Here is a 26,998-nt window from a genome sequence, read left to right on the forward strand (position 1 = left end):
AATGCTTGCGGGAAATTCGGTATCATCGGCATACCAAGTCACCTCCGTAGTCATATGTCCATTACTACAGCTTATGCCGCCTCGCCAGTATAGGTTCACAACAACAAAACAGGCCATCCCACTTAGAGTGAGACAGCCTGCAACAGATACAGCCGGTTCGCAAAACAAAACTAGAATACATTGTTACAGTTGCCCATGGACACACAAATATCGAACGTAATCCGAACATCACAGCAATTTCCGAACACACAAGCAATCCGTACACACGCAAATCTGCCTTGGTGGAAGAAACAGACGACTTCACAGTTGTCGCCGATCAAAGAATTGACGAGCTTACGGTTTCTGCAGCGGATACCGCGCACGAGTTTGGCTGCTACCTCTTCGTTACGAAGATGACAGAACAGATCAGAGAGATCACGACCTGCTTCTTGGATACCTTCGACAGCACCGTCACGACGATCACAGCATTTGCTGCGGCCGCTGCGCATACCTTCGTTGGAGACCTTCGCATTGCGAGTCCGAACTGCTTTCACGTTACTCACTTTCAATTTAGCTGACACTAGATTTCCTCCTCTCGAGAGATCTACCATAACTTATGAGAGGAGAGATAGATTGGTATAAGGCAACCTACCACCGTCAAAAGCACAACCTGTAACCCGCTGTTTTCGCGGCGCCTACGCCCTGACCCTTGATTGGCCTATGTTAAGCTGCAATTGTGGAGTCATTGCATGTGACTCGCCTATTTATTTGATGACTTTCTCAATCTTCATCTGATCTAGTATTTCATAGCTCTCAATCGGGTTGTTCTGGATTTTCAACGAGGCCAGTTTCGTAAGGTATTTCAGCGGTTCGATATCTCTGATTTGATTATCATACGCATAGAGGACAGTAAGATTCGGCAATTTTGAAACCCACTTGAGGTCTTGTAATTGCAACTTTTCAACCGCTAACCACTGCAATTGTCTCATGCCGAACAGCGGTGTAATGTTTGTAATCGGATTACCGCCTACTCCCAGTATTATAAGTTGCTTCATCCCTGCCAGCGGACCTAGATCAGAGATTTGATTCTCATCAAAGGTTAATGATTCAAGCTGGTTTAAGCCTTCAATTGGTTGAATACTCGCAACCTGATTATTAACGAAGTCTACATTTTTCAACGACATGAGTTTTGCTAGTGGAGACAGATTATTAATCTCGTTCTTGGCGAAGAACAACAGCTCTAGCTTCGTTAGCTTCTCAATCCCATCCAAAGACCGCAGGTGGTTGTTGGAGAGGTCGAGCTCCCTCAAGTTCGTCATATCCCGAAGATCTTCCAAATTCACTAACCCGATATCTTTCAGGGAGAGTTGTTCCACCTTCTGCAGGTCGTCTTCCTTTAATGCACGATTTGCAGGAATATTCAACACTGCTCTAATGCTTTCGCCAACTTTCGGGTTACTGAAACGGTAAGGTTCTTTATCGGTATGATGATTATAGAAGAACAGAATTGCTGTACAGAGTAGTACAAATAAAATTCCGATTAGGTTCTTCATAGCATTCTCCTTATTACATAAAAAGTAGCTTGGGATTAATAATCCAAAGCTACTTTATTTAAATAATTTTAGCTAATTGTATAGTAGTAAGTATTAATTAAATTGCGATAATAAGTGATTGGACCACCTGTTTGTGCAGTATAAGACGTTTTTATTTCCTTTAGAGTATACGTGTTCTGAAATGAAATTGTCTTGTAGTACGTAGTAGTATCTGCTAGAGTCTCCCAGTCAAATAGACCTGTCTTTCGTTGTGAAGTTGATGTGTAATTAATAACATCGTCGATATAGGCATACGACGTAATTTCCCCGTTAGATGCATTCGACGTTCTGTTATCCATGGCAAAAACACTGGAAGAGAGTGAGATAGATAATAGAGCAGTTGCTGTTAATACTTTAGATGTAATTCTCATTTCATCAGTCTCCTTATTATTTATTTACTTCGATTTCCAATATATTTCATATATAAAAAACTATCAATACATTTTTTACATATAATTAATAACTTTAATAAAACTTTAATATTAATGATAATCTATTACTCATTAATACGCTGAACGAAGGTTCTTTGGACACAAAAAAACCTCCCGCAAATTAGCGCAAGAAGTTTCATTTTTTGGTGAAATGATACACCGTATATTTATTAAGAATACTTTGCCTTACGTATCTACTTATTTTTCTAATTTATGGTGCTGGTGAAGGGAATCGAACCCCCGACCTACGCATTACGAGTGCGTTGCTCTGCCCCTGAGCTACACCAGCGTACCTGATGACGACTATAATATACTGCATCGCTCAAGCAGCCGTCAATGCTCTTTTTAAGAGCGTTTACATCACTTAAATCTCTGCAAAAAAAGGCGCTTCATCCCATGCGATCAGGCACGGGACAAGCGCCTATTTCCCTTATCCGGAGGTTCCGGCTGGCCGTTCTCCCCGAGCGCCACGCTGCTTGTCACCTGCGGCGTAACCGGCAGATAGAGAGTGAACGTGCTGCCCTCGCCTTTCTGACTCACAAGCGACAGCGTACCTTCGAGCAGCCGGGCAAGCTGCAGGCTGATCGACAACCCTAGCCCCGTGCCGCCGTAGTTGCGGTTAATCGAACCGTCCTCCTGCTGGAACGCTTCGAAGATGAGCTGCTGCTTCTCAAGCTCAATGCCGATTCCCGTATCTACAACGGAGAACGATATTCGCTGCGGCGAGGTAATCCGCACCGCCGGGCGCCCCCACGCTACCGGATTCCAGCTGCGAAGCCGGCGCTTCTTCAGCGCAGAAGGCTCAAGCGGTACGCCGCCCTCCAGCTTCACGACAAGCTTGACGGTCCCTTGTTCGGTGAACTTGATCGCATTCACAAGCAGGTTCCGCAAGATCTGATTGACTCGCAGCGCGTCGCTCTGCATCACTTCCGGCACGTTCGGGGCAATCTCCGTCTCGAAGACGAGATTCTTCCGATTCGCATGCGGCATATATTGCTCCTGCAGCGTCTGGACGAGCTCTCGCGTCGAGAGCGGCTCGAAGTAGACGTCCATTTTGCCGGCTTCCACCTTCGACAGGTCCAGAATATCGTTGATTAGCTGAAGCAGGTCATTTCCTGCTCCATTGATTAGCTCTGCGTAGCGAACATCCTCCGTGCTGACCCGCTCGCCGTCGCTCTCTTGCATCAGCTGCGACAGCAGAATAATGCTGTTCAGCGGCGTCTTCAATTCATGCGACATATTCGCAAGAAACTCCGACTTGTACTTGTTCGCGAGCATCAGCTCCCGCGCCTTCTCCTCGACTTCCCGCTTCGCCTCGCGCAGCTCCCGAGTCTGTCTGCGAAGCAGCATGTTCATCGTCCGCAGCTCATCTACACGCTGCTGTTCCTTCTGAAAATCCCGGATAATGTAGATCAATAATCCGCTCAGCACAATACGAATGGGCAGCGAGTAGTAGCCAAACTCCCTCCAGTAGGTGCCAACTGGGATCAAGTCGAGCGTTTCCAGTGTCAGTGTTGTATCCAAGGCATACAATAAATTTACCACTAGCACCGTGACGAGGCTCTTATACTCGAACCGCCACGGCTTCCAGCGCAAATAAGCGCATAGCCAAGCACTGACAAGGCCAACAACGGTCATATTCAAGCAAGCAGCAATTGCCGCTTCATCGACCCCGAGAAACAGCCTCCCTACCCCAATGCCGAAGCCGATAATCGCAATCGTTAACGGTTCTTGGATGACTAACACAGCGATAATAATCGGTACGAATCGCAGATCAAGCAAATACAGGCCTTCCGTCCTAGTTCCGAAAGCCATCGCCGTCCAGCCGCCAAGGATAAACATCGACGTCGTCAGTATGTATTTTGCTCGATTGGAAGCATATTGAAAGAGGTACCTGTACCCCAAATCGAATAAATAAGCCAGCGCAATAAGCAAACAAATATTGGTTAATAGCGCTTTAGCGTTTGCCAATTTTCACGCCTCCCGCCCATCTTCTGCAGGTCATTACCCGTATTTCGAGATCGTGACTCAGCATGAGGATTATTCCGCACATTTGAGCAAATAATACCACGAGCGTCGCTCGCGAAACAGCGCGAATAATGTATGAATTTGTTAGAAAAGGGTAAGCAAAACAAACAGAAGACTCATTTCCATTTTATAAGGGACTAAAAGATTTTCATTACAATGAGGACATCAAATAAACGGAGGCGCTACAGCGATGACTAAAGCCATTACCTTCAAGAATCGTACTGTTCTAGTCCACTACCCATCCGAGCAACTTTCCTATATGGAGCTTCTGCATAATAAATTATTGGAAATGGAATTCAATTTCGATTTTCGCAAAAAGTGGAAACGAATTAAATCAGTAGAAATGGTTCGCGATGTGGCGATCCTGCAATATAGTGATGGCACCAAGCTTTATCTCGAAGTATGCTAATTTCCGCTAACGCAAATGAAAGGGCAGCTTGTACATTGCGGGAAACTCGGCCATTTCCGAATCCCGCTTACGCGCAAACTGCCCTTTTTCGTTGATTCCCTATATACAGACTTCTTCTATAGCTCCACCTGCTGCAGCTTCGCGCAGATCGCTTCTTCATTCATCGGCTTGCCAAGCCAATAGCCTTGATATAGATTACAGCCCCAGCTGCGAAGCAGCTCGAACTGCTCCTTCGTCTCGACACCTTCTGCAACCGCTTCGAAACCCAGCTCATGCACGAGTGAGATCATAGCTTTCACAATTGCTGCCTCCGCATGCTGCTCGGTGATATGGCAAATAAACGAACGATCCAGCTTGAGCGTATGTAGCGGCAGCTCCCGCAAGTAGGTTAACGAGGCGTAGCCGATGCCGAAATCATCGAGCGCAATGCGCACGCCCATTGCCCGCAACGCGTGCAACACCGTCGTTGTGCGCTTGCTCGAATCAATCATAATACTTTCCGTAATTTCGAATTCCAAGCAGCTCGCCGGCGTATCCGTCTGCGCGAGTATAGATTGTAAGGACTCAACGAAGCCAGGCGCTGTAATCTGCAGCGGAGATAGATTCACGGAAATGATAATATCGGTCAGCCCTTTGCTCCGCGTCCGGTGAATCATCCGGCATACTTCGCCCAGTACCCAATCACCTATCTCCACGATTTGTCCGCTCTGCTCCAAGAGAGATATGAACTCGCCAGGCGGTACATTGCCGAGCAGCGCATGATGCCACCGCAAGAGCGCCTCCAAGCCTCTCAGACGGCCTGCAGCATCATAGATAGGCTGATAATGCAGCGACAACTGGTCGCTAGGATTCATGCTTCTTAGCGCCCTGCGCAGCTCCTCCAACCGATTGATGTGCGCCACATCATCTTCGGTATAGACCGCCACCTGGTTGCCGCCAGCTGCTTTCGCCTGGCGGAGAGCTGTGTCAGCATGACGCACGATCAGCTCCGCTGTATCGCCATCTGACGGGAAGCTGCTTACGCCGATGCTGCAGAACGGATACAGCTGCTGCCCCCTTACATACAATAGGCTCTCAACCGAATTCTTAAGTTCCTCAATAAGTCTCTCTGATTCCTTCGAGGCCGTCTCCAGATGCAGCATCCGGAACAGGAGGAAGGTGTTGCCGCTCAAACGATAGACCGAGCATGACCAATGGCTCAGCTCATAGAGCCGATTCGCCATCTGCCGCAGTGCTTCATCGCCGAAAGCGGTTCCCCTCGTTTCGTTGATCAAGTAAAAACGGTCCATATCTACAAGTGCAGCAAGCACGCCTCTGCCGCACTTCTTCGCTAATGAGATCGCTCTAGCCAGCATGGCGAATGCCGCCTTCCGGCCAGGCAGTCCAGTCAAGGCATCATACATCTGCGTTGTTGGCGCATTAATACGGCGAGGCATCGTTTCCCGTTGAATGATGGGATCTAATAGTTCCATATGCGTTGCTCGTCATCCTTTCGACCCATAAGTGCCTTAGGTAAATTCTCACACAAATCGACACGAAAGGAAATAGAGATTTAGCATTTTATACGTTAAAATTCTGCTAAAGTGTATATTCCATCCATATAAAAAGCTCCCCAGCGCATAATTATGCACCAGAGAGCTCTATCGTTCTATGAATGGGTCGGTTCAGCCTCAGAGACGTACTTGTACCCAACACCCCATACGGTGCGGATAAAATGCGGCTCCTTCGGGTTACGTTCGACTTTACGACGTAAATTCACAATATGAACATCGATGGCCCGGTCCGTTACGAATGAATCGAAGCCGCGGATTGCGTTGATCAGATCTTCACGACTGAACACTTTGCCAGGATGGGTAAGAAACAGCTTCATGAGTTCAAACTCAGAGAAAGTCGTCTCCACTTGCGTCCCGCGTACGAGCAGCAATCTCCGCTCGGTATCAAGCCGAATAGCGGTCTCCGATTGCTCCAGTTCGTCCTCTTCCGTACCAGCTGCAGCCGTCTGCATCAGTCGCGCTCTGCGAATTAAAGCTTCCACCCGCGCACTCAGCTCATGCATGCTGAACGGCTTGCATAAGTAGTCGTCTGCACCTGCGCGCAGCGCTTGTACACGTTCGGAAACTTCCGATTTCATCGATACGATCATAATCGGAACGGAAGATGTCTGCCGTATCTTCAGGCACAGTTCTGTGCCATCCCAATCCGGTAGCATCAAATCGAGCAATACGACATCAGGGATAAACTGCTCCAGCAGCTTCAAACCTTGCTCACCAGTAGCAGCCTGCTTAATGACGTAGCCTTCTTCAGACATGTACATGGATAGCATATCGCTCATCATTACATCATCTTCGATAACCAATATCTTGTACATGCATTCTTCACCTCGTGAAGGGAGTCGTGATTCGTACAGAAACCTTCTACTATTACTATACAATAGGAAGATCAACCCAACAATAGATTGTTAGAAAAATGTTAGGATTTTGTGTCGAATTCCGTCATTTCCGTCACAAGTCTTGATACAATTTGTCGAAGCTCCTCATTAACTGCTGCTGCTGCCTCATAAATGAGCCCCATTTCCTGCTCAGGCTCTGTCGCTTTCAGCAGCTGCTCAAGTTGCCCGGCCAGCTTTGCCAGCTCCGCTGCCGACAGATTGCTCGCGACCCCTTTAAGCGTATGCGCCATGCGGCGCGCCAGCGTGATATCATGTCCCTCGAGCGCTTCGGCCAATCGCTCCTCGAACGTACTGTAATCCTTTACGAATAGCTTCAGCATATGCGTCAAAATATCTCTTTTGCCATTGACTCGCTGCAGCGCTTCTTCCAGATTGAGACCTTCAACGCCTCTTGCCAGCCATTCATCATCGAGCGCCTGCACCGGCACATAAGCTGTGGTCGCCGAATCGCGCTCTTTGGGCTTCGACTTCGCCTGGTCAACCCGCAGCTCACCACTGTAGCGGAGCCACTTGGAGATGATTTGGAGCAGCGTCTCCGGCGGAATCGGCTTCGTAAGGACATCGTTCATTCCGAGCTGCATGTACCGGTCATGATCCTCTTGAATAATATTCGCCGTCAATGCCACAATTGGCAGGCGATCATACTTCGAATCCTGCCGGATAATCCGCGCGGCTTTGTCTCCATCCATCTCCGGCATATGAATATCCATGAGAATAAGATCATAGCGCTTGGTCGTGATGCGCTTCAGCACCTCGATGCCGGTCTCCACCACATCAACCTTAAAGCCCCACTCGCGCAGCTGCTCTACGGCGACAAGCTGGTTGATATGATTATCTTCGGCAAGCAGAATCGTGCCTTTCGTCTGCTTCGGCAGCTCCGCTTGCGCAGCAGCTGCTTCAACATCAGCCGCCGCTATCGGCTGCTCCTCCCGAGGGAACAGCGTCAGCAGCATCTGGTTCAGACTGACGCGGGTCGCCGGCTTCACCAGAATCGCATCTGGACGATGCTCCAGCGGCAGCTTCAGCAGCTCTTCTCGTCCGTAGGCTGTCGTCAGGGCGATCGTCTTCACACCTGCCTCTTTGGCCGCTTCCTGCATATCGTTCCAGGTTTCTTCCCCATACATATCGGGCATTTCAAAGTCGAGCAGCACCGCGAACGGCCGTACGCCAATGCCCGAACGCAGCAGACGTTCATGCGCGATCTTCCAAGAATTTAGTGGTATCGGCGTGAGACCACTGTCTTCAAGTGCCACGCATAGCCGCTCCGTTACCGGCTCATAATCCTCTACGACCCAGACGGAATGCTCTCCGCTCCGATCGCTTCGGTCAATCCGAAAGCGCTCCGGCTCTGCTTCTTCGCCCACGGCCAGCTCGAGAACAACAGTGAACTGGCTGCCTTTGCCGTGCTCGCTGTGTACCTGTATCGTGCCGCCCATAAGCTCCACCAGGCGCTTCACGATGACAAGACCGAGACCGGTCCCGCCGTATTTGCGGTTCGTCGCCGCGTCGGCCTGCATGAACGGCTTGAACATCTTGACAAGCTGCTCTTCCTTCATGCCAATGCCTGTATCTTCCACGATGAAGGCAATCTTCGCTTTGCCGCCCGGCTCGCTGCTCTGAAGCACCTGAAGCTTCAACCGCACATGACCGCGCTCGGTAAACTTAATTGCATTGATACATAGATTGAGCAAGATCTGCTCCATACGTAGCCAATCCCCGATAAGCAGCGACGGCAAGTTATTCGGCGTCTCCACAATAAATTGGAACCGTTCCTTGCCACCGACGAACATACTAAGCAGTTCTGTAAGCTTATGCAGCATGCTGTAAGGATCGAAGGGCACCTCGTCCAGCTCAATCTTGCCTGCCTCGACTTTTGCAAAATCAAGAATATCATTAATAATGAGCAGCAGCGCCTCAGAGGAATCCCGCATTTTATGCAGATATTCAAGCTGCAGCGAAGTAAGCTCAGTCTTCTGCAATAGCCCTGTCAGACCAATAATGCCGGCAAGCGGCGTACGGATCTCGTGGCTGATCTGTGCGAGGAAGTGGCTCTTCGCGAGGTTCGCGCTCTCCGCTTCTCTCCTTGCTTGCTCCAGCTCCAGCTGAACCCGCTTCGTCTCCGAAATATCTCGGGCGATACAAGAGTAGAACGTCTCCCCAGTCTGATCATCCTGGTGCACGACGAGAATCTTCGATACGGGGATAAAAGCGCCTTGTATCGTGCGCAGCAGCACTTCCTTCTCCTGGAAGCCGAATACGCGCGCCTCATCTATGCCATCGAGCAGCTCGCCGATTGAACGCATCGGCATGGGATCCGTATCGCTATGGGAATCGTGAATGCCAAGCAATGCTCGTCCTGCCGCATTAATATACATCAGCTGGCCTTGATCATCGAACGTTGCGATGAGGTCCTTCGCGGCGCCCATGACCTTCAGTTGCTGGCTGCGCGCCTTCTCCGCTTGCTTCTGCCCCGTAATGTCGCGGGCGATGCCGGCTACGCCAATAAAACGCCCTTCGCGATCGCTCATGCCATTGGAGCTGTGCGAGACCGGGAAGCTCGTTCCGTCCTTGCGGATATAATTCCATTCCCGCTCGTAGGAGAAGTTTTCACCGCGAAGCATTTCGAATACCGTAATGTCCGGCGGTACATGGCGGTTGTACTTCTTGCTGAGCCGCTGCGCTTCCATGCGAATATCTTCGGGAGACACGAACAAGAGACCTGTCGCCTTATTAATCACTTCCTCGGATTTATAGCCGAGCATCTTCTCGGCAGCCTTGCTGAAGTAAGTGACGCGGTACTGGTCATCCAGCACGATAAATGCAAACTGGTTCTGGTTGATCATCGCATCCATACGGCCGAACAACCCGCTTAAATGCACCTTCATTTGGTTCACCGATTGGGCAAGATGCGAGATCTCGTCACCGTTGTCATCATGCACATTGTTCACGTCGAACCGGCCTGCAGCCGCTGCCTCCGTAACCTGAAGGATTCGCTTGATGCGCCGAATAACATGATCAGAGAATACGAAGAAGAGGATTGTCAGGAGCGATTCCGCGATAGCAATCGTTAAGATTGCGCGCCATTGAATCGCCTTGAGCGGCGCACTAATATCAGCCAGCGGTACATCGAGGGCAATATGCCAAGACGTTCCTCTAACTGCTGCATAGAACAGTATGGAATCGCCAGATGGACCATGAAGGGTATCATATCCGTAACTGCTGACAAGCATTTTCGAAGCAATGGATTGAAAAGGAAGCTCCGCTGAGTGAATGGATTGGGCAGGCAGCTTCGTTGTAGCTTCAAAAATATGAGCATTGTCGTTATACAAGAACAGCGAGTCGTTCGTCCCGACATGAACATTAAGATGCTCTTGGTACATACGATTCGCGAGCAGGGAGGCATCCACAACGCCGATTACCTCATTATCCGGGCCGAATACCGGCACTTGAATGACGATAATCTCCGTCTTATCCTGACGCCCTTCCATTGGATCGGTTATAACGACATTGCCTCTGATCGCTCTCGTAAAAGAAGGCTCGTCCAATATATTAATTGTTGTACGATTATCAAGCCGCATGCGTCCGGTCAAATCTGCAAACCCTAGCGATAAATAAGGGGAGTTAGCCCGGTGCGTCTCCGTGTTGAAATAAAGCTCACGCTGGCTGTCCGATCCGAAACGAACTTGATCCGTCCGGCTCATCACCTCTACTTCAGCGCGCCTTGTATCAATCCAGGATGCCAAACCATTAGCCATGTTCTGAACCTTCGAATTCGCCTTCTCAACGAGCGTATCCATTATCGTTTGCTTGGCAAGCGTATAGTTGCCATAACCGACAATCGACAGCGCGCCTGATGTTACAAAAAGAATTAACACGAGTACTTTCGTTCGAAGTGAGAAACTCCCCAAAGCTTATGCCCTCCTGAAGGAACAATAGTTGTAGTTGTTGCCATTATACCTCGGGCATAGCGAAAGAGTAATGGATTACGAGTTTATATGCACTTTCTGCACGTTTTGTAGACGGTATATGTAGTAATGCTTCGAGCAAAATCCTTTGCTTACTGTAATTCTGTCGCAATTCGCCCACTTGCACGGGGTCGGCTCTGCGGATTGGCGGACCTTCGTCACCACTGGGTCTCCATGCCTACGCCAACGCTGATGGTGCATCGAGCACATTTTCTTTGCTTTTACCGGTTTGTCACATTCATTTACTGTACAGTTTGCCATATAAAACTACTCTCCTTCGTTGTCAAAACATAGATGCTAGTCTATGTATTATTATGAATGAAAGTGCTTCTTTTGGAAAGTTCCTCGAAGATGAAATTGTTTGGTAATTGTAACATTTTAATGTCAAGCCAGTCGTGCCCGAGCCCGTCATCCCGGTTCAAATTGAGGCGCAAAAACTGTCCGAATTTATAAATAATCGCGACAACTTATAAATAATCATTGAAAATTCAGACTTCCTTACATATACTGTTCTATAAACTAGCCGCTTATTGATTGTGAGGGAAGCCCGATGTCTCTGTTTGCCGCTGTCTTTCATACGCTCAAAACGCCGCTCGCTGTCATAACAGGATATGGTGCGAGTATGCAATTTGACCGCGTAAATAAAGCTTTCTCAGATCTTGTTGGCTGCTCGGAGGATGAGCTCAAGGGGCTCCCGCCAAGTAGGCTGTTCTCCTCATGGAACGATCAAGCGCTAATTGCTGCTGAACGGTCGGAGATCTTCATGTTGAGGCAGACTTCCAAGCCGCGAGAACCACAGACTCTACTGCTAACGATCGATGAGGTTGTCGATACTGCTGAACCTGCTTATTTGCTCACGGCCGAGGATATCTCTGCTCGAACATGGATTGATGCAATGAGCAAAACCGAACGAGTGCTGCAATCCGGTATTTTGAATGAGCATCTCGTTATCGAACGGTATTTTCGCAGTACTACGTCTCCGATTCTCGATCCGAACCTGCGCATTGAAGAAGAGTCTCTCCAGAAGTTTTTTGACGACATCGACCAAGATCGGTTAGTATCCGCACTTAAGCAAGCCACCCTCCACCAAAGAATGGATCAGATCGTCGTCCAAACTAAGCCACTTGCGAATAACGTACAACTGGAGCTGCATATCACATTCCGCCCGTTCTTCAACGGCGACGGCAGCTTGCTTCATTACGGCTTCATTATTACTAACATTCATTCCGTCTCAGAGCCGGCTGATCCGTCCGTGACACTCAAGGTGCTCATGACTCGCAATTATATATCCGCTCAGCAGCTGTCACTTGCGACGGGTATCTCTCTGCAAACGATCTCCAAGCTTCGCAATGGCAAGATCGGCAAGCCCCAACGGCAGACGGCGCTGCTCATCGCGTCCCAGCTGAACGTGCTGCCCCAGGATATTTGGCCATAAAAAGGAACAAAAAAACTCTCCTTGGAGAACGGACTCACGCTGATGCGCTGACCATTTCTCAAGGAGAGTTTTTTGAGCTGGGAGGCTTTGTACGGCGGCCCAGCGCGAGAGTCGCAGAATCCTCTCTCCGCCTTTTCCCCTCCCCAGTAAAAAAGCCTACCTTGCAAGCCACATCCGAGATGTGACTTGCAAGGTAGCCTTCTACATTACAGTGCTGTCTTATGTACGAGCCGCAGCGTTCTGTCGCTCGCCGCAATCTCGGCGAAGAACTCCGCATCGATGGACGCGAGCCGCTCCCATGCTTTCACGCATACAGGATCGAAGTGAACGCCGCTGCCGGCGAGAATCACTTCCATCGCATCCTCATGTGCCATCGCCAAGCGGTAGGAGCGCGATGACGTCAGCGCATCATAAACGTCGGCAACCGCGGTAATCCGCGCGAGCAACGGAATGCCTTCTCCGCTCAGCCGGTCGGGATAACCGGTACCGTCCCATTTCTCATGATGCGAACGGATAATGGACAGCTCATCTTTCAGGAAGCCGAGCTGCCGGCAGATCTCATAGCCCGAGACCGGATGGCGCTCAATAACGAGCCGTTCCTCACCCGTGAGCTTGCCTCTCTTATTCAGAATCGCATCCGGCACGCGCAGCTTGCCAACATCATGCACGACGCCGCCGTGGGCTATCGCCTGCAGCTGGTGCTTCGACAGCCCCATCACTTCCCCAAGCCGCAGCGCATACAGCGCAACCCGCTTGTTATGGCCTGCCGTGTACGAATCACGCGCTTCCGTCGCCATGATAAGCGCCTGAACGCTCGGTGTAATCCACGCCTCTAGCCAAGCGCGCGGATCAGATTGGAACAGAATGCGCAGCGATGTGCTGAAGGAGCCCTTGGAGAAATACTGTCTCACAAGACCAAGCAGCATCGTAAGCAAGGAACCGAGCAGCAGGAAGTGGTACGTCCACCAGCTGAGCTTCCAGGCCGTTCCCATCAATATAATGTATTGCGCTGCGACAATAAATCCCGTGCTGTATACAATCGCCTGCTGAAGCGGGATCCGCGCATGCTGATTCGCATGCCAATAGCGATACATCGTCCACAGACATGCTATGCATGTGGCAGCTCCCGCGATCCATTTGTACGGATTGATGTTCAGCGGAAGATGATCAATCGCATCCGGATAACGGATCGTTAACGCGCATAACACGCCGAGCAGCACCAGCCACCCAGGGAGGAGCAACACGCGCCATTTCGATAGATGGCGAACGCTCCAATGGTCGGAGCTCGCTGCCGACAGCGCAAGCCAAATCGATGTCAGCAGCACGCTTAGCTGGGCAAATATCTTCGGCATGTACTCTTCATGCATCAGAAATCCTGGTGTTGTAAGTCCATGCAGGAAGAACACGCCAGACAGCGACAAGTACGCGATCGACATAAAGCCGACTTTAATGTTACGAAGCCGATGACCCGTGATGCCGACGCCGATGGCAACCAGTATCGCTAACGCTGCGACAATCGTTACAATGTGAAAATGTCCCTCAGGTACAACAATGGAAACATCCTTCGTTCCGAGCGAACGTATCCATTCAAATGCGCCAATCGGCAGTAGAATGGATAAAATGGGGCCAATGACAGATTTACCTTTAAGCTGCATGTTCTTAGCTCCTCTGCTACATATACTCGAACTAACGGGCAACTTGTATGGTCGTAAACATGCCTCCAATAGGTAGCGTAAAGTTGTTGGACGTATGATGTGGAATATGGCAGTGAAACGGCCAATGCCCCGGGTTCCACGCGTCGAACTGTACATCGCGTGTCTCGCCCGGCGCCACGAACACGGTGCTTCTGCGGAGCTGTCTCCATGGCGGCACTTCGTTGCCGTCATAAGCCGTCTCCTGCATTTGCACGCCATGCAGATGCATCGGATGGCCCTGCATCCCTATATTCGCCAATCGAATCCGCACGCGTTCGCCTAAGCGAACCTGCACGGGCGACGTATTCGGGAAGCAGCGACCGTTCATCGTAAAGAAGTTAAACCCGTCCGACAACGGATCGATGGTGTAAGTGCCTGGGTGCAGCTCGCTCTTGGCCAGCCCGCTCAGATGAAATTCCTGAAGCATATAAGCAATATCCCGCTGGATGTGCTTCTCTTGCTTGTTCTGAATGATGAATAATCCGGCAAGTCCCAGCATTTCTTGACGGAGCGTTTGATAATGGCTGTGATACATATGCGTTCCGGGCGGATTAATAATCTGGAAAATATAATCCATTCCGTAACCAGGTTCAATTAACGGCGACGGTTCAATCGGCGGTACGCCGTCCATCGAATTCGGTACATCAAGCCCATGCCAATGGACACTCGTCGCTTCCGGCAACCTATTTATAACTCGGATACGCACCCAGTCGCCTGTCTCTACAACAATCGTAGGGCCAGGAATTGAGCCGTTATATCCGTAGCCTTGCATGTAAATATCCGGCAGCAGCTCTTGCAGCACCGGTTCGGCAACCAATTCGAAGCATTTCATCCCGTTCTCGATCCGATAAGGCGCAAGAGACAAATCCGGCGATTCCACCATACGCATCTCCCCCCGTTTACAAACAACGAAGTTTATGCGGACCGGAGCCGATTCATGCCTGAGCCCAAAAAAATGCTACTATCACCAGTTATATCGGCAAATCTCGTTCATTATTGAAGCCCCTTATGCAAAAAAAGCTCCGTTTGCTTAAAGCGCAAACGGAGCCTTTCTTATTAACGAGCACCGACATCCAAATCGCCGGAGCCTGTATGAACATGCACGGGAACTGTTCCGCTGCCGAATACGAGATTATCGCGATCATCCGCATCAGTCGATTTCTCTGCCCCGTCCCAATCGTTGTCCAGATCACCACTGCCTGTGCTGTACGTAATATGCGCATTTTGCGGCTGCTCGCTTGTCATGATAGACACATCGCCGCTGCCTGTTTCCAGATCGACCTGCTGGTTCAGCGTATCCAGCGCGAGATCGATGTCGCCGCTTCTCGCTTCGCTTTTGATTGCCGCATCCACATCAGCCAGTTCAATATTGCCGCTGCCAGTCTTCACCGTAAGCTGCTTCGACTTCAACCCCTCGACGGTTATGTCGCCGGACTGGGCTTTCAGCTCTGCCAATTCATCCGCTGTGATGTCCGTTGCGTGCAAATTGCCGCTGCCAATATCAACGCTAACTGTCTTAGCTGTGACTTTCTGCAGGCGAACATCGCCGGAGCCTGTGTCGAGTTCAATGCGGTCCGCTTGAATTTGATTCACCTCAGTATCGCCACTGCCAGTGTCCAGCACCAGCTTGCGGTACATCTGCTGCGGCAACTCCAGCGTTAAGTCGACGCTTCGAAAGTTTAATCCAATCGTGAAGCCGACTTTATCTTCAAGCGAGACGTTCAGCTGATCCCCTTTGCGATCAAGTGAAAGCTTCAGTTTGTCACGGTATTTGCGGCTGGCGCGGCCGGTCAGCTTTGCTTTAATCTTCTGATCGCCGCTTGGCACAATCGTCACATCCATGCTGCCGCTATCTACCATGATATCAGAGATGCCGTCCGCTTCCATCCACTCCTGCTGGTCGATCTTTTCCGTACCGAACGAGAAGTCGCCACGGAATGTCCCGAACGCGCCGATCAGGCCGACAACGACCAGGATGAGTGCAATAACAATCCAATTTCTCATTTTTTGTTCACCCTCATCACTCTGGAATTGAATTTCAAATAGGCAAGCGTCATCTTCAAGAATGCTTTCGTTAGCCACTGTGTGCCTGCACCGAGAAGCATGCCAAGCCCCAGCAGCACCATCGCGATAAATATTCCTTGCATCATCGTTACGCCACCGCCATACATCCCTTCATAGAGGGCCATGAGGGAAGATGCGCCGACGCCAATTGCCGACGCCCATAGCGCGACAAGTACGCCAAGCAGCCCAACATATGGACCGAGTACAAAAATCAAATTAAAGAATCCGAGACTCACCGCCGCCAGCACCGCACGGGAGACGAGCGTGATGCTTCCGTTCTTCGTCTCTGCTTGGTCGACGCGGTAGGTGAGAAGCAGTTCTTTGGCAATCAGACGCGGATCTCCCAGCTCATGCGCCGCTTCCACCTCCGACTTGCCGTGCTCGGCCGCCATGCGAAAATGCTCCTCATAATCGTACATCCACTCCCGCCGAATCCGCTCCGGAACAGGCGCCAGCAGCTCCCATAGCTGCTGCAAATATTGATTCCTGATCATCGCTCTACACCTTCCTTAATAATTTCGTCCACAGCAACGGAGAAGGACTTCCACTCGCGAATGAGCTCCATCAGATGCCGATGCCCTTCCGGAGTAAGCTTGTAATATTTGCGCGGGGGTCCCTCCGAGGATTCTCTAAGGTAAGTGGAGAAATAACCCTCCTGCGTCAGTCGGCTCAGCAGCGGATAGACACTTCCGACTGCGACCTCGAACTTGGCGGACATGCTGACAGCCAGCTCATAGCCATACCTGTCTTCCCATGCGGTCAATGCGAGCACGCATAAGTCCAGCACGCCTTTCTTAAATTGCACATTCATAATCAAGCACCCCTATACGGTATCGTTAGGTATTCAACATTGTAGAATAGTGGGTCAAAAAAAATGTCCCGCAGCTATACTATATCACCAGCTATTCTACAATGCAATATAGTGGTTTGTAAAATAGGCACTCGCTTTAGTACACTGTCGCAATATGGTATGCTGATCGCATATAACCTGATGATGATGGGAGTCCTGAAGTAATGAGCTATGAAGTGATGCGCACGGTAGATACATATGAGCTGTTTACACTAATTGACACGGCAACGAACTCTTCTGTTACGGTCTGCCCAGAGCGAGGCGGCATTGCGATAAGCTGCGTACTTGGCGGCGTGGAGCTGTTCTACTTGGACAAAGAAACTCTGCTCGATCCTGTTGCTAACATTCGCGGAGGCAACCCTGTGCTGTTCCCGATCTGCGGACAGCTCGTGGAAGGCCGGTATGAGTGGGAAGGCGCGGAATATACGATGCGTAACCACGGTGTTGCACGCAATCGGCCATGGGAAGTTGTTGCAACAAACGAGGATGGCGAAGCCGCCATTACACTGCGTATTCGCAGCGATGCGAGCACGAAACAAGAGTACCCTTGGGATTTTGAGCTGCTATTCACCTATGCGCTAGTCCACGGCGAGCTGCAAATTCGTCAGACGTACAGCAACTTATCTGACTCGGCGATGCCGTATTATGCAGGCTTCCACCCGTACTTCCGCAGCAAGTCGAAGGATCTTCTGTATGGAACAGATGCCTCCCAATATCTCGATTATAACGACAATATCGTCAAAGATGTTCAGGGAGAGATTGTGCTTACCGGGCTCAAAGAATCGGTCGCGTTGCTGGATGCAACCGAGCCGCATATTTCGTTCCCAGGTCCGGATGGAAGCGGCAAAGTCACTTTGCGTTACAGCGATGCGTTCAAATATGTCGTGCTGTGGCAGGTAAACGGTTCGCCATTCGTCTGCGTTGAACCATGGATGGCGTTAACCAGCGAGCTGAACCGGAGAGACGAGCTGCCGATGCTGGCGGCGGGTTCACAGCAGCAGCTGGAGTTGTCGATTGCTTTTGAGCAGTAATGGCGGAATAGAAGTACCGAAGGCATTGTAAAACAAATGATGACGCTTGACTCGTGAAAAATGTGAACGTTGGGGCATACGAGAGGGGAAATTGGTGCTATGGCGATGCAAACGGCGGAAGCGAATACGCAGCTGCGGCGGAGGCTTGGCAATTCGGATTTGGAATTGTCCCCGCTCGGGCTGGGCTGCTGGCAGTTCAGCAAGGGCAGCGGAATGGTCGGCAAGTTCTGGCCGGTGCTTGCGGATGAGGATATTCTCGGCATTGTGCGCACCAGCCTTGAGGGCGGCATCAACTGGTTCGATACCGCCGAGGTGTACGGCGGAGGCAAGTCGGAAGAAGCGCTGGCGGGTGCGCTTAATGCACTCGGCAATGCGGCACGCGGTGCGCATGTGGCGACAAAGTGGTGGCCGGTTATGCGGACAGCCGGCAGTATTCCGCGCACCATCGACGAGCGGCTGCTTAGACTGAAGGGCTGGCCCATCGACCTGCACCAAGTGCATCAGCCCTACTCGTTCTCTTCCGCAACGGCGGAGATGAACGAGATGGCGAAGCTGGTGCAGCAGGGCAAGATCCGCCACGTCGGCGTGAGCAATTTCTCTGCTGCGCGCATGCGTGAAGCGGATAAAGCGCTGCGCGCGCACGGTCTGAGGCTTACGTCCAACCAGGTGAAATACAACCTGCTGGACCGCCGCATCGAGCATAATGGCGTGCTCGACACCGCCAAGGAACTTGGCGTTGCCATTATCGCATACTCGCCGCTCGAACAAGGCGTGCTGACGGGCAAGTTCCACAGCAATCCCGAGCTTGTGCGCGGGATTGCCGCCGGCCGCAAGCTGAGCGGCAGCTTCAAGCCTGCCGCTCTGGCGCGGACGCGGCCTTTGATCGACCGGCTGGCCGAGCTCGCCGGCAAGTACGATGCATCCCCGAGCCAGGTCGCGCTGAACTGGCTCATTCATGCGAATGGCGAGACGGTATTCGCCATTCCCGGGGCTTCCAAGCCGAAGCATGCACAGGAGAATGTGCATGCGATGGCGTTCAAGCTCAGCGGCGACGAACTGCTGGAGCTCGGGAAGCTGGCGGACCGCTGTAAGCGATAGCTGGTACTGCCGCGCTTGGGACGCTCTCGGCTGGTTGGCGCTGGTCGGCGTTGGTTGACGTTGGTCGCTGACAGAGCGCCGCAGCACTTCAAACTCCGTCTCCACCAGTGGACTATTTATCCACTATAGAACAAACAAAAGGGATTGCAGCTCCGCTTCGTGAAGCGGGCTTGCAATCCCTTTGCTATTGTCAGGCGTGCCGGCAGGCGATGACTTGCCGCTCGAATTTTCCTTTGCGGACGATACAGCGGTCCGTAACAACGAGGCGCGCCGCGGCGATATCTTCGTCAATCGTCTCCGTTGAGACGATAACGACCTTAGCCGCCAGGCGGCGGGCGCTCTGCAGCATGGCGAGCCGCTCCTCAGACGAAAGCTTCGAGCACAGATTATACGGCAAGTCGATGATTGCAGCATCGTACGGCGGCTTGCCTGAAGCAGTGCCAAGCTGCAGCTGCGTCATGTCCGCTTTGCTCACGATGTCAGGCATGCCGAAGTGAGCGAGATTGACCCGGGCTCCTTTGAGCGCGAGCGGATTCAAGTCATAGCCGACGATATGAATACCCATCGACAGAGCTTCAATGAGGACCGTGCCGATACCGCAGCACGGATCGATGACGCGAAGCTCTTCAGTAATATCAGGCGCTGCGATGTTCACAACCGCTCGCGCGACCCTAGTGCTGAGCGCTGTCGAGTACGGCTGAGGCTTGTCATTATGCTTCAGCCAGAGCGCTTCGTTCTTCTCGAATTCCCCGAACAGGTAACGCCCACCTACGATGGCGACGCCGAACCATTGATCGGGCTTGCGCATTTCGGCTTTGCCAACAATTCGCCAGCCGATCTCCTTCTCGATCTCCCGCTGACGGTCGAAGTCGACCGGGACGTCACTGCCGACGAACGAAACCTTGAACGTTCGTCCCTCAAGCGCTACAGCCTCTCCCACTTGCTCAGCGATACCAGAAGCATCGTCCGCAGTTAGCCGAATGGAGAGCTTGCCGCGGATAAAAGGACTCCTGCTCGGATTTATGTTTTTATCTGAAATCACACAACCATGATGCGGCTCGAAACCAAACAGAGAACGCATCTCCATCCTGCATAACTCTTGTTCTTCCTCGTGGAAGGATACGGAATAGAAATACGTGTTCATACTTGGAATATTTTGCACATTTTCACTCATGATAGTACTCCTTGGATCCGCTATTCATTGCTTGTACTCGCTGCACGATAGGTCCGAAACACAATCGACTGATTGTAATTCCCAAAGCCCTCGCCATAGATGGTGAGGCCCCCAACATGCTCGGCTTCTTCGGGAACGGCGAGGCGCAGCAGCCAGTCGTTGCGGGACATGACGATGTCGCTTAGCTTCACGTCCGACAGCCGTTGGCCGTCGAGGTACGTGCCGTCTTTTGTAATACGAATGATTTTGAGCCATCCATATTGATTGAGCTTAACGCTCCACCACCCAGGATTCAGCTTGCCCCGCCCTTCGCCGGAGTCGCCGGGACTTGTCCATGCTCCTAGCAGCGTGTTGTTGAGGTAGAAATGAATGTCGGAGGGCCAATCTACGCGAACGCCTGGCGCTTCCGAGCCAATCTCCAGTGAAATCTCAATCTCCTCCAACGTCTGCCCGAGCAGCACGTAATTCGGTATCCGGTACTCCACGTACCCTTTGCCGAACCAGAGAACTTGCGCATGCATCCGCTCCGGATCGTGGAAAAAGCGCGGGTCATCGAACTGTCCAATCATATGCTCGCTGGTGGCAAGACCGCAGGTCGGATGAATATCGAAGCTCGTGTAATGGCCAACCGGTACCGAAACCTCTTGGCACTCCCGCTTCTGCTCCACCGTTAGCGGAATGGTAATCTCGACGTGACCTTCGGCAATCGAGCAAATCTTATGCGTCCCGCCGCCGCGACGAACGAGCTTCGTCTCAATAAGTCCGCCCTTCTCCAGCTTCTTCGCATGCATCGTCACGATAGCGCTGCTTAGGCCAAGCGCCGCCGCAAGATCTTTAATATTCATCGGCTGCACCGCGAGCAGCTCCAGGATGTGCAATCTCACATCGCTGGCGAGCGCCTCGTAGAGGGGGAGCCATTTTCGGTCTAAGCTTGCGCGAATCATCGTCGTCACTCCGTATCTTGGCTAGTTATAGCCGATTGTCTGCGAATGTCAGTATATAGTTCCACTGGGCAGCGGTCAACTTAACGGATATCACTCTGCTGCCAAAAGAAATGCTTGCGCGAAACCGTCATGGTGAGTTTTAATTAGGTTATACGCTGTTTTTTATTAACTAATTAATATATTTATTAAATCAAGAGGTGAGCCTTCATGTCAATGCAAGCAAAGCTGATTGTGGATAAAGATTTTACGATTGGTGAGGTCGATAAGCGAATTTATGGCTCTTTTATCGAACATTTGGGGCGCGCCGTTTATGGCGGAATCTATGAACCAGGGCATCCGAGCGCGGATGAGCAAGGCTTCCGCAGCGATGTGATGGAGCTGATCCGTGGCATTGACGTACCGATCGTGCGCTATCCCGGGGGCAACTTCGTGTCCGGCTACAATTGGGAGGACGGGGTCGGACCGGTGGAGCTGCGCCCGCAGCGCCTCGAGCTGGCATGGCGGACGTTGGAACCGAACCTGTTCGGGCTTGGCGAGTTCGTGGACTGGTGCCGCAAAGCAGGCACAGCGCCGATGATGGCGGTCAACCTCGGCACGCGCGGACCAGAGGAAGCGCGGCAGTTAATTGAATACGCGAATCATCCATCCGGTACATATTGGAGCGATCTTCGCGTGCAGCACGGGCATAAGGCTCCGCATGCAATTAAGACGTGGTGCCTCGGCAATGAAATGGACGGCCCCTGGCAGATCGGTGCCAAGACGGCAGAAGAATATGGACGCATCGCCGCGGAAACAGCGAAGGTGATGAAATGGGTCGATCCGAGCATCGAGCTGGTCGCCTGCGGAAGCTCCGGACTTGGCATGCCCACTTTCCCGGAATGGGAGCGCACGGTGCTGGACCTCAGCTATAACGAAGTGGATTATATTTCGCTGCATCAATATTATGGCAACCGCGACAAGGATACGGCGAATTTCCTGGCGCAATCGATGGGGATGGATGCTTTTATCGGCTCCGTCATCGCGACTTGCGACTACATTCAAGCGAAGAAACGCAGCAAGAAGAAGGTTCACCTCTCCTTCGACGAGTGGAACGTCTGGTACCATTCCAATGAGGCGGATTCCCGCATCGAGCCGTGGTCGGTAGCGCCGCCGCAGCTTGAAGATGTGTACAATCACGAGGACGCGCTGCTGGTCGGCAGCATGCTCATTAGCATCCTGAAACGTGCGGACCGGGTCAAAATGGCGTGCATGGCGCAGCTCGTCAACGTCATCGCTCCGATAATGACGGAGACAGGTGGAGCTGCGTGGAAGCAGACGATCTATTACCCGTACATGCATGCGAGTATTTTTGGCCGCGGCACGGTACTCGTCCCGCTGGTGGAGTCGCCGAAATATGATGCCAAAGACTACACCGACGTCCCGTACCTAGACGCGATCGCGGTGCACAATGCCGAGGCTGGCGAAGTGACGGTGTTCGCCGTGAACCGCCACTTGAGCGAGTCGCTGCCGCTGACGGTCGATCTGCGCAGCTTCGGCAGCTTCCGTCTGATCGAGCATATCGTGCTCGAGTCGGACGATTTGAAGGCGGCCAACACGAAGGCCGCCCCGAACCGCGTTGCTCCGCACACGCGCGGCAACGCCACGGTCGAAGGTGGCGGGATTGCCGCCTCGCTCGGCAAGGCGTCGTGGAACGTGATTCGCGTGAAGCTGGGGTAGTTTTGCGAGGTTAGCGGCAGGGAGCACCGCTGGTAGGTAAAGGGATTATTGACGAGAGCCGGATATTTCGGCTCTCGTTTTGTTTTTGTTGGCCCTGCGGCGGCTGGAGAGGCGGGTTTATTGACTCTCGGGGGAGGGGAGAGAATGCTGAGAGAGAGCGCATATTCGTACTCACATCAGCGATGCTCGAGTTACTCGGTGGCCACTCCGGCGTTGAGAGAGGATTTTTCCGCTCTCGGAGACAATTTCGAGCAAATTGCGCCCTTGGTGTCACTCCGATGCTGAGAGATCATATATGTGCTCTCAGCAGACTTTTTGCCGTTTTTGCATGCTGAGAGAACACATACGTGCTCTCAGCAGCAAATATCGAGTTAATTGCTGCCATTCTGGCGCTGAGAGATCATATATGTGCTCTCAGCGAATTTTTAGCCGTTTTTGCATGCTGAGAGAACACATACGTGCTCTCAGCAGCAAATATCCAGTTACTTGGTGCCACTTCGACGCTGAGAGAGACTTTTCCCGCTCTCACCGTTAGATTGGCGCAAGATTCAAGCTGAGAGAGGATATTCCCGCTCTCGGAGACCATTTCGAGCAAATTGCGCCAGTTTCGGACAATGAGAGAGGCAAAAACCGCTTTCGGCGGGCAAATGCCTCTTTTTCACGTCTGAGAGAGGCTTTTCCCTCTCTCACCGTCACACAAAAAAACGGAGCAGGATTCCCCTCCTGCTCCGCTCATCCCACCAACTACAACTGATACCCAACTGCCTTCTGCCAGCCGCCATATACGCCGGCGCGCCAGGTATCGTCCCGCTCCGGGACGAAGGTTCGGTCCAGCTCCCACAGTGCGCGGAGCTCATCCGTGCCGCTCCAGAAGCCTACGCCTAGACCGGCGAGGAACGCCGCGCCGAGTGCTGTCGTCTCCAGCATGACCGGGCGGATGACCGAGACGCCGAGCAGATCCGCCTGGAACTGCATGAGCAGGCTATTCGCGACTGCGCCGCCGTCGACCCGCAGCTCCTTCAGCCGCAGGCCGGACTCTGCGGCCATCGTGCCGAGCACATCCGCGGTTTGATACGCGATGGACTCGAGCGCCGCGCGCACCAGATGCGCGGAAGTGACGCCGCGCGTCAAGCCCGTTATCATGCCGCGCGCCTCGGCATTCCAATAAGGTGTGCCAAGTCCCGTGAAAGCCGGGACAACATACACGCCAAGCGTGTCCGCAACCGAAGCAGCTAGCGGCTCGCACTCGGATGCATGAGCAATCAAGCCAAGACCGTCGCGCAGCCATTGAATGACGGAGCCTGCCGTAAAGACGCTGCCCTCCAGCGCATAGGTTGTCCTGCCGTCCAGCTGCCATGCGATCGTCGTGAGCAGCCCCTTCTCCGACGTAACCGGTGCCTCGCCCGTGTTCGTCAACAAGAAGCATCCTGTTCCATATGTATTCTTCGCCATGCCCGATTCGAAGCAGCCTTGGCCGAATAATGCCGCCTGCTGGTCGCCAGCAACTCCGGCAATCGGAATACCGCGTGTAACGTTGTTAGAGTCACCATCGAGCAAATGCGTATAACCAAAAATCCCACTCGATGGCCTCACCTCCGGCAGCATTGCAGCCGGTATGCCGAGCTTCGCCAGAATTGCCTCATCCCAAGCCAGTGAGTGAATATTGAACAGCATTGTCCGCGAAGCATTCGAAACATCCGTTGCATGAACCGCGCCTTCTGTCAGCTTCCAGATCAGCCAGCTATCGATCGTACCGGCAAGCACGCCCCCAGCTTCCGCCTTCTCGCGAAGCCCTGGCACCTCATCGAGCATCCACTTCAGCTTCGTCCCCGTGAAATATGGGTCAAGGACAAGCCCCGTCCGCGCCCGGACTTCGGCTTCCCAGCCTTCCGCCTTCAACGAATCGCACAACGCGCTCGTCCGGCGGCATTGCCATACAATCGCCGGATGCAGCGGCTCTCCCGTCTCCGCATCCCAAACGACCAGCGTTTCACGCTGATTCGTAATGCCAATCGCACTAATTTGCTCCGGGGACACGCCACTGGCTGCCTCGCGCATTACCGCAAGCTGCGAACGCCATATTTCACCCGCATCCTGTTCCACCCAGCCGGCCTGCGGAAACACCGAAGCAAATTCCTGCTGCGCGGAGGCTGCTGCTCGCCCCTGCCGATCGAATAATATCGCTCTGCAGGACGTCGTCCCCTCATCTAGCGCCAAAATATACTCGCCCATTCATGCTCCCCCTTAAGCCTGCTCATGTCCTATCTGGAAAAGCCGCCGCCGCATGCAGCTCTGCCTGCACACGCGCCAGCTCCGATCTCCGCTTCTCTTCATTCCAGCCGAATCGCTGCCCAAGCAGCCGTACGACCGTCCCCATCAACTTCTCCGCACGCCTCCGGTCGAACAAGATCATCCCCGTACGCCGCAGCAAGAAGTCCACCGCGCTGCACGTCATCTCCTCTTCCACGGCAAAATCCAGCTCCGCACGCAGCGCCCACTCCAGCCGCGCATTCTGCAAAGCCTCCGCACGACCAACCGCGATGGTAATCCGGTGCCCCGCAGCCGCGCTGCCCGCACTTGAGGTACTTCCAGCACTACCCAATCCACCTACGCCACCGGCACTACCAGCACTCCCCGCTCCACCAACCACTTCAGCCCCAGCATCCTCACGCGCAGCCGCCACTGGCAAGCCAGCTCCGGCAGAAGCCGCAGCCCTCTGCTCATTTGCCTCTGCACGCTCATATGCAGCGTATCGCGCCATCAGCTTCGGTGCATTGCTGCCGTAGCGCGCAACCCAGCCGCTAAGCGCTTCCTTAGGCACGCCTTGACGCTCACCTTCCAGAAGCATTGCATCGCACATGGCCTCGAAATTCGGATAGCCGCTGTAATCACCGCCGGAGAGCACTTCCTTATGCGTCGTGCAGCGGTCGAACTTTCGTCCGGTTCCCTCTTTAATCTCTGCTGCGACGAGATCCACGACCTTCTCCGCCATTTTGCGAAATCCGGTCAGCTTCCCGCCTGCAATCGTAACGAGCCCTTTGTCCGATATGAAGATCTCGTCCTTGCGCGAAATCTCCGAGGGGCTCTTCCCGTCTTCGTGAATGAGCGGCCGAACTCCTGCCCAGCTCGACTCAATATCTTCGCTAGTCAGACCAGCTGTTGGAAAAGCCGCGTTCACCGCCGTCAATAAATAATCCCGGTCAGCACGGGTCGCAACAACATCGCCCGGATCATCGCTATAAAACGTATCCGTCGTTCCGAAATACGTCTTCCCATCACGCGGGATAATGAAGATCATTCTTCCATCAGGCACATCTATATAAATCGCCTGCTTCACAGGCAGCTTGGCATAGTCCACTACAAGATGGACGCCCTTGGTCAGCATGAGCCGCTTCCCTTCAACCTTGCCATCCATACTGCGGACATGATCAACCCACGGCCCTGCTGCATTGACGATTTTGCGCGCGTAAATATCGTAGCTCTTCCCGCTTCGAACGTCCTTCACCCTAGCGCCGCAGATAACACCGTCCCGATAAAGCATCTCCTCTGCCTTGGCGTAGTTCACAATGGAAGCGCCATGGCGGTGCGCCGTCTTCATCACTTCCAGCGTCAGCCGTGCATCATCTGTCCGATACTCATAATAGTGACCGCTTCCCCGAAGACCTTCGCGTTTCAAGAGCGGCTCCAGCGCCTCCGTCTCCTCGCGCCGATACATACGCCGTCGCTCCGCACGCTTCACTCTTGCCAGACGATCATAGATATATAAACCAATCGAGGATGCAAAATAGCCGAAGGTGCCGCCCTTGTACACCGGCATCAGCATTGGCGCTGGGATAACAACATGCGGCGCATGACGATGAAGCAGCGCCCGCTCTCGGCCGACTTCCGCGACCAGCCTCACTTCACCCTGCTTTAGATAACGCAGCCCGCCATGCACAAGCTTCGTCGAACGACTGCTCGTACCTTGCGCGTAGTCGCCCATTTCAACGAGACCTGACCGCAAGCCCCGCCGCGAAGCGTCCCATGCGATGCCCGCACCTGTAATGCCCCCGCCAATGATGAGCACATCCAATAGTTCTGATGCCATTCGTTCCAAATACGTCGTCCGCGCCGATGCCGAGAAAGCTTCGTTCATCGCC

Annotated in this window: 20 protein-coding genes and 1 tRNA gene; 5 read left to right on the top strand and 16 right to left on the bottom strand. The window is 52.7% G+C overall.

Annotation, left to right across the window (positions count from 1 at the left end; genetic code table 11):
- Positions 1 to 170 precede the first annotated feature (170 nt).
- The 4 genes from AC0YNX_RS14730 to AC0YNX_RS14745 all read right to left on the bottom strand — a co-directional run bounded on the left by AC0YNX_RS14730 (position 171) and on the right by AC0YNX_RS14745 (position 3,973).
- The gene (locus AC0YNX_RS14730; RefSeq protein ID WP_475816439.1) at positions 171 to 560 is read right to left on the bottom strand and encodes a hypothetical protein; all 390 of its coding nucleotides are present in this window, start codon (positions 558 to 560) and stop codon (positions 171 to 173) included.
- A gap of 183 nt (positions 561 to 743) precedes the next feature.
- A complete protein-coding gene (locus AC0YNX_RS14735; protein ID WP_475816440.1) occupies positions 744 to 1,532 on the bottom strand; it encodes a leucine-rich repeat domain-containing protein in 789 nt (262 codons plus the stop codon).
- A gap of 684 nt (positions 1,533 to 2,216) precedes the next feature.
- Positions 2,217 to 2,291, bottom strand: a tRNA-Thr gene (locus AC0YNX_RS14740).
- Between the two features lie 113 nt (positions 2,292 to 2,404).
- Positions 2,405 to 3,973: a sensor histidine kinase gene (locus AC0YNX_RS14745; protein ID WP_475816441.1), complete on the bottom strand. Its 1,569-nt coding sequence runs from the start codon at positions 3,971 to 3,973 to the stop codon at positions 2,405 to 2,407.
- Positions 3,974 to 4,220: 247 nt separating this feature from the next.
- On the opposite strand from AC0YNX_RS14745, the gene AC0YNX_RS14750 reads away from it, so the two are divergent.
- Positions 4,221 to 4,439, top strand: a complete 219-nt coding sequence (locus AC0YNX_RS14750; RefSeq protein WP_475816442.1) for a hypothetical protein — start codon at positions 4,221 to 4,223, stop codon at positions 4,437 to 4,439.
- Positions 4,440 to 4,555: 116 nt separating this feature from the next.
- On the opposite strand, the gene AC0YNX_RS14755 is transcribed toward AC0YNX_RS14750, so the two are convergent.
- The 3 genes from AC0YNX_RS14755 to AC0YNX_RS14765 form a co-directional block, all read right to left on the bottom strand.
- Positions 4,556 to 5,911 carry a putative bifunctional diguanylate cyclase/phosphodiesterase gene (locus AC0YNX_RS14755; protein WP_475816443.1) on the bottom strand — a complete coding sequence of 452 codons (1,356 nt, stop codon included), beginning with the start codon at positions 5,909 to 5,911 and terminating at the stop codon, positions 4,556 to 4,558.
- 176 nt (positions 5,912 to 6,087) lie between these two features.
- Positions 6,088 to 6,807, bottom strand: a complete 720-nt coding sequence (locus AC0YNX_RS14760) for a response regulator transcription factor (RefSeq protein ID WP_475816444.1) — start codon at positions 6,805 to 6,807, stop codon at positions 6,088 to 6,090.
- 101 nt (positions 6,808 to 6,908) lie between these two features.
- Entirely contained in the window at positions 6,909 to 10,796 is a 3,888-nt protein-coding gene (locus AC0YNX_RS14765) for a response regulator (RefSeq protein WP_475816445.1), read from the bottom strand.
- Positions 10,797 to 11,403: 607 nt separating this feature from the next.
- Between AC0YNX_RS14765 and AC0YNX_RS14770 the strand changes: the two genes are divergently transcribed.
- Positions 11,404 to 12,288 carry a helix-turn-helix domain-containing protein gene (locus tag AC0YNX_RS14770; protein WP_475816446.1) on the top strand — a complete coding sequence of 295 codons (885 nt, stop codon included), beginning with the start codon at positions 11,404 to 11,406 and terminating at the stop codon, positions 12,286 to 12,288.
- A 206-nt stretch (positions 12,289 to 12,494) separates the two neighbouring features.
- On the opposite strand, the gene AC0YNX_RS14775 is transcribed toward AC0YNX_RS14770, so the two are convergent.
- The 5 genes from AC0YNX_RS14775 to AC0YNX_RS14795 form a co-directional block, all read right to left on the bottom strand.
- Positions 12,495 to 13,943, bottom strand: coding sequence for an HD-GYP domain-containing protein (locus AC0YNX_RS14775; protein ID WP_475816447.1), 1,449 nt, complete (start codon positions 13,941 to 13,943; stop codon positions 12,495 to 12,497).
- Positions 13,944 to 13,974: 31 nt separating this feature from the next.
- Positions 13,975 to 14,865 (bottom strand): multicopper oxidase family protein, encoded by an 891-nt coding sequence (locus AC0YNX_RS14780; RefSeq protein WP_475816448.1) that lies wholly within the window; start codon positions 14,863 to 14,865, stop codon positions 13,975 to 13,977.
- A gap of 173 nt (positions 14,866 to 15,038) precedes the next feature.
- A complete protein-coding gene (locus AC0YNX_RS14785) occupies positions 15,039 to 15,986 on the bottom strand; it encodes a DUF4097 family beta strand repeat-containing protein (RefSeq protein WP_475816449.1) in 948 nt (315 codons plus the stop codon).
- On the bottom strand, positions 15,983 to 16,540 hold the full coding sequence (locus AC0YNX_RS14790; protein WP_475816450.1) for an HAAS signaling domain-containing protein: 558 nt from the start codon (positions 16,538 to 16,540) through the stop codon (positions 15,983 to 15,985). The genes AC0YNX_RS14785 and AC0YNX_RS14790 overlap by 4 nt, the downstream gene beginning before the upstream one ends.
- Positions 16,537 to 16,857, bottom strand: a complete 321-nt coding sequence (locus AC0YNX_RS14795) for a PadR family transcriptional regulator (protein ID WP_474652658.1) — start codon at positions 16,855 to 16,857, stop codon at positions 16,537 to 16,539. The genes AC0YNX_RS14790 and AC0YNX_RS14795 overlap by 4 nt, the downstream gene beginning before the upstream one ends.
- A 203-nt stretch (positions 16,858 to 17,060) precedes the next feature.
- Here AC0YNX_RS14795 and AC0YNX_RS14800 point away from each other — a divergent pair, with 203 nt between their 5' ends.
- Complete coding sequence (locus AC0YNX_RS14800; RefSeq protein WP_475816451.1) at positions 17,061 to 17,927, top strand: aldose epimerase family protein; 867 nt, start codon at positions 17,061 to 17,063, stop codon at positions 17,925 to 17,927.
- A 105-nt stretch (positions 17,928 to 18,032) separates the two neighbouring features.
- A complete protein-coding gene (locus AC0YNX_RS14805) occupies positions 18,033 to 19,025 on the top strand; it encodes an aldo/keto reductase (RefSeq protein WP_475816760.1) in 993 nt (330 codons plus the stop codon).
- A 190-nt stretch (positions 19,026 to 19,215) separates the two neighbouring features.
- Here AC0YNX_RS14805 and AC0YNX_RS14810 read toward each other — a convergent pair whose 3' ends face one another.
- Entirely contained in the window at positions 19,216 to 20,199 is a 984-nt protein-coding gene (locus tag AC0YNX_RS14810) for a THUMP domain-containing class I SAM-dependent methyltransferase (protein WP_475816452.1), read from the bottom strand.
- Between the two features lie 20 nt (positions 20,200 to 20,219).
- Positions 20,220 to 21,143, bottom strand: a complete 924-nt coding sequence (locus AC0YNX_RS14815) for an ArsR/SmtB family transcription factor (protein ID WP_475816453.1) — start codon at positions 21,141 to 21,143, stop codon at positions 20,220 to 20,222.
- A 207-nt stretch (positions 21,144 to 21,350) separates the two neighbouring features.
- Between AC0YNX_RS14815 and arfA the strand changes: the two genes are divergently transcribed.
- Positions 21,351 to 22,859 carry an arabinosylfuranosidase ArfA gene (arfA, locus tag AC0YNX_RS14820; RefSeq protein ID WP_475816454.1) on the top strand — a complete coding sequence of 503 codons (1,509 nt, stop codon included), beginning with the start codon at positions 21,351 to 21,353 and terminating at the stop codon, positions 22,857 to 22,859.
- Between the two features lie 744 nt (positions 22,860 to 23,603).
- Here the strand turns inward: arfA and glpK are convergent.
- A complete protein-coding gene (glpK, locus tag AC0YNX_RS14825; RefSeq protein WP_475816455.1) occupies positions 23,604 to 25,091 on the bottom strand; it encodes a glycerol kinase GlpK in 1,488 nt (495 codons plus the stop codon).
- Positions 25,092 to 25,113: 22 nt separating this feature from the next.
- A complete protein-coding gene (locus tag AC0YNX_RS14830) occupies positions 25,114 to 26,994 on the bottom strand; it encodes a glycerol-3-phosphate dehydrogenase/oxidase (protein WP_475816456.1) in 1,881 nt (626 codons plus the stop codon).
- Positions 26,995 to 26,998: the final 4 nt, after the last annotated feature.

The organism is Paenibacillus sp. J31R98 (assembly GCF_056269245.1).

Excerpts from the sequence above, each read along its gene's own strand:
- AC0YNX_RS14800 (WP_475816451.1), top strand. The coding sequence starts at position 17,061 with ATGAGCTATGAAGTGATGCGCACGGTAGATACATATGAGCTGTTTACA.
- AC0YNX_RS14785 (WP_475816449.1), bottom strand. The coding sequence starts at position 15,986 with ATGAGAAATTGGATTGTTATTGCACTCATCCTGGTCGTTGTCGGCCTG.
- glpK (WP_475816455.1), bottom strand. The coding sequence starts at position 25,091 with ATGGGCGAGTATATTTTGGCGCTAGATGAGGGGACGACGTCCTGCAGA.
- AC0YNX_RS14750 (WP_475816442.1), top strand. The coding sequence starts at position 4,221 with ATGACTAAAGCCATTACCTTCAAGAATCGTACTGTTCTAGTCCACTAC.
- AC0YNX_RS14790 (WP_475816450.1), bottom strand. The coding sequence starts at position 16,540 with ATGATCAGGAATCAATATTTGCAGCAGCTATGGGAGCTGCTGGCGCCT.
- AC0YNX_RS14775 (WP_475816447.1), bottom strand. The coding sequence starts at position 13,943 with ATGCAGCTTAAAGGTAAATCTGTCATTGGCCCCATTTTATCCATTCTA.
- AC0YNX_RS14770 (WP_475816446.1), top strand. The coding sequence starts at position 11,404 with ATGTCTCTGTTTGCCGCTGTCTTTCATACGCTCAAAACGCCGCTCGCT.
- AC0YNX_RS14795 (WP_474652658.1), bottom strand. The coding sequence starts at position 16,857 with ATGAATGTGCAATTTAAGAAAGGCGTGCTGGACTTATGCGTGCTCGCA.
- AC0YNX_RS14780 (WP_475816448.1), bottom strand. The coding sequence starts at position 14,865 with ATGGTGGAATCGCCGGATTTGTCTCTTGCGCCTTATCGGATCGAGAAC.
- arfA (WP_475816454.1), top strand. The coding sequence starts at position 21,351 with ATGTCAATGCAAGCAAAGCTGATTGTGGATAAAGATTTTACGATTGGT.
- AC0YNX_RS14760 (WP_475816444.1), bottom strand. The coding sequence starts at position 6,807 with ATGTACAAGATATTGGTTATCGAAGATGATGTAATGATGAGCGATATG.
- AC0YNX_RS14735 (WP_475816440.1), bottom strand. The coding sequence starts at position 1,532 with ATGAAGAACCTAATCGGAATTTTATTTGTACTACTCTGTACAGCAATT.
- AC0YNX_RS14810 (WP_475816452.1), bottom strand. The coding sequence starts at position 20,199 with ATGAGTGAAAATGTGCAAAATATTCCAAGTATGAACACGTATTTCTAT.
- AC0YNX_RS14755 (WP_475816443.1), bottom strand. The coding sequence starts at position 5,911 with ATGGAACTATTAGATCCCATCATTCAACGGGAAACGATGCCTCGCCGT.
- AC0YNX_RS14815 (WP_475816453.1), bottom strand. The coding sequence starts at position 21,143 with ATGATTCGCGCAAGCTTAGACCGAAAATGGCTCCCCCTCTACGAGGCG.
- AC0YNX_RS14805 (WP_475816760.1), top strand. The coding sequence starts at position 18,033 with ATGCAAACGGCGGAAGCGAATACGCAGCTGCGGCGGAGGCTTGGCAAT.
- AC0YNX_RS14830 (WP_475816456.1), bottom strand. The coding sequence starts at position 26,994 with ATGAACGAAGCTTTCTCGGCATCGGCGCGGACGACGTATTTGGAACGA.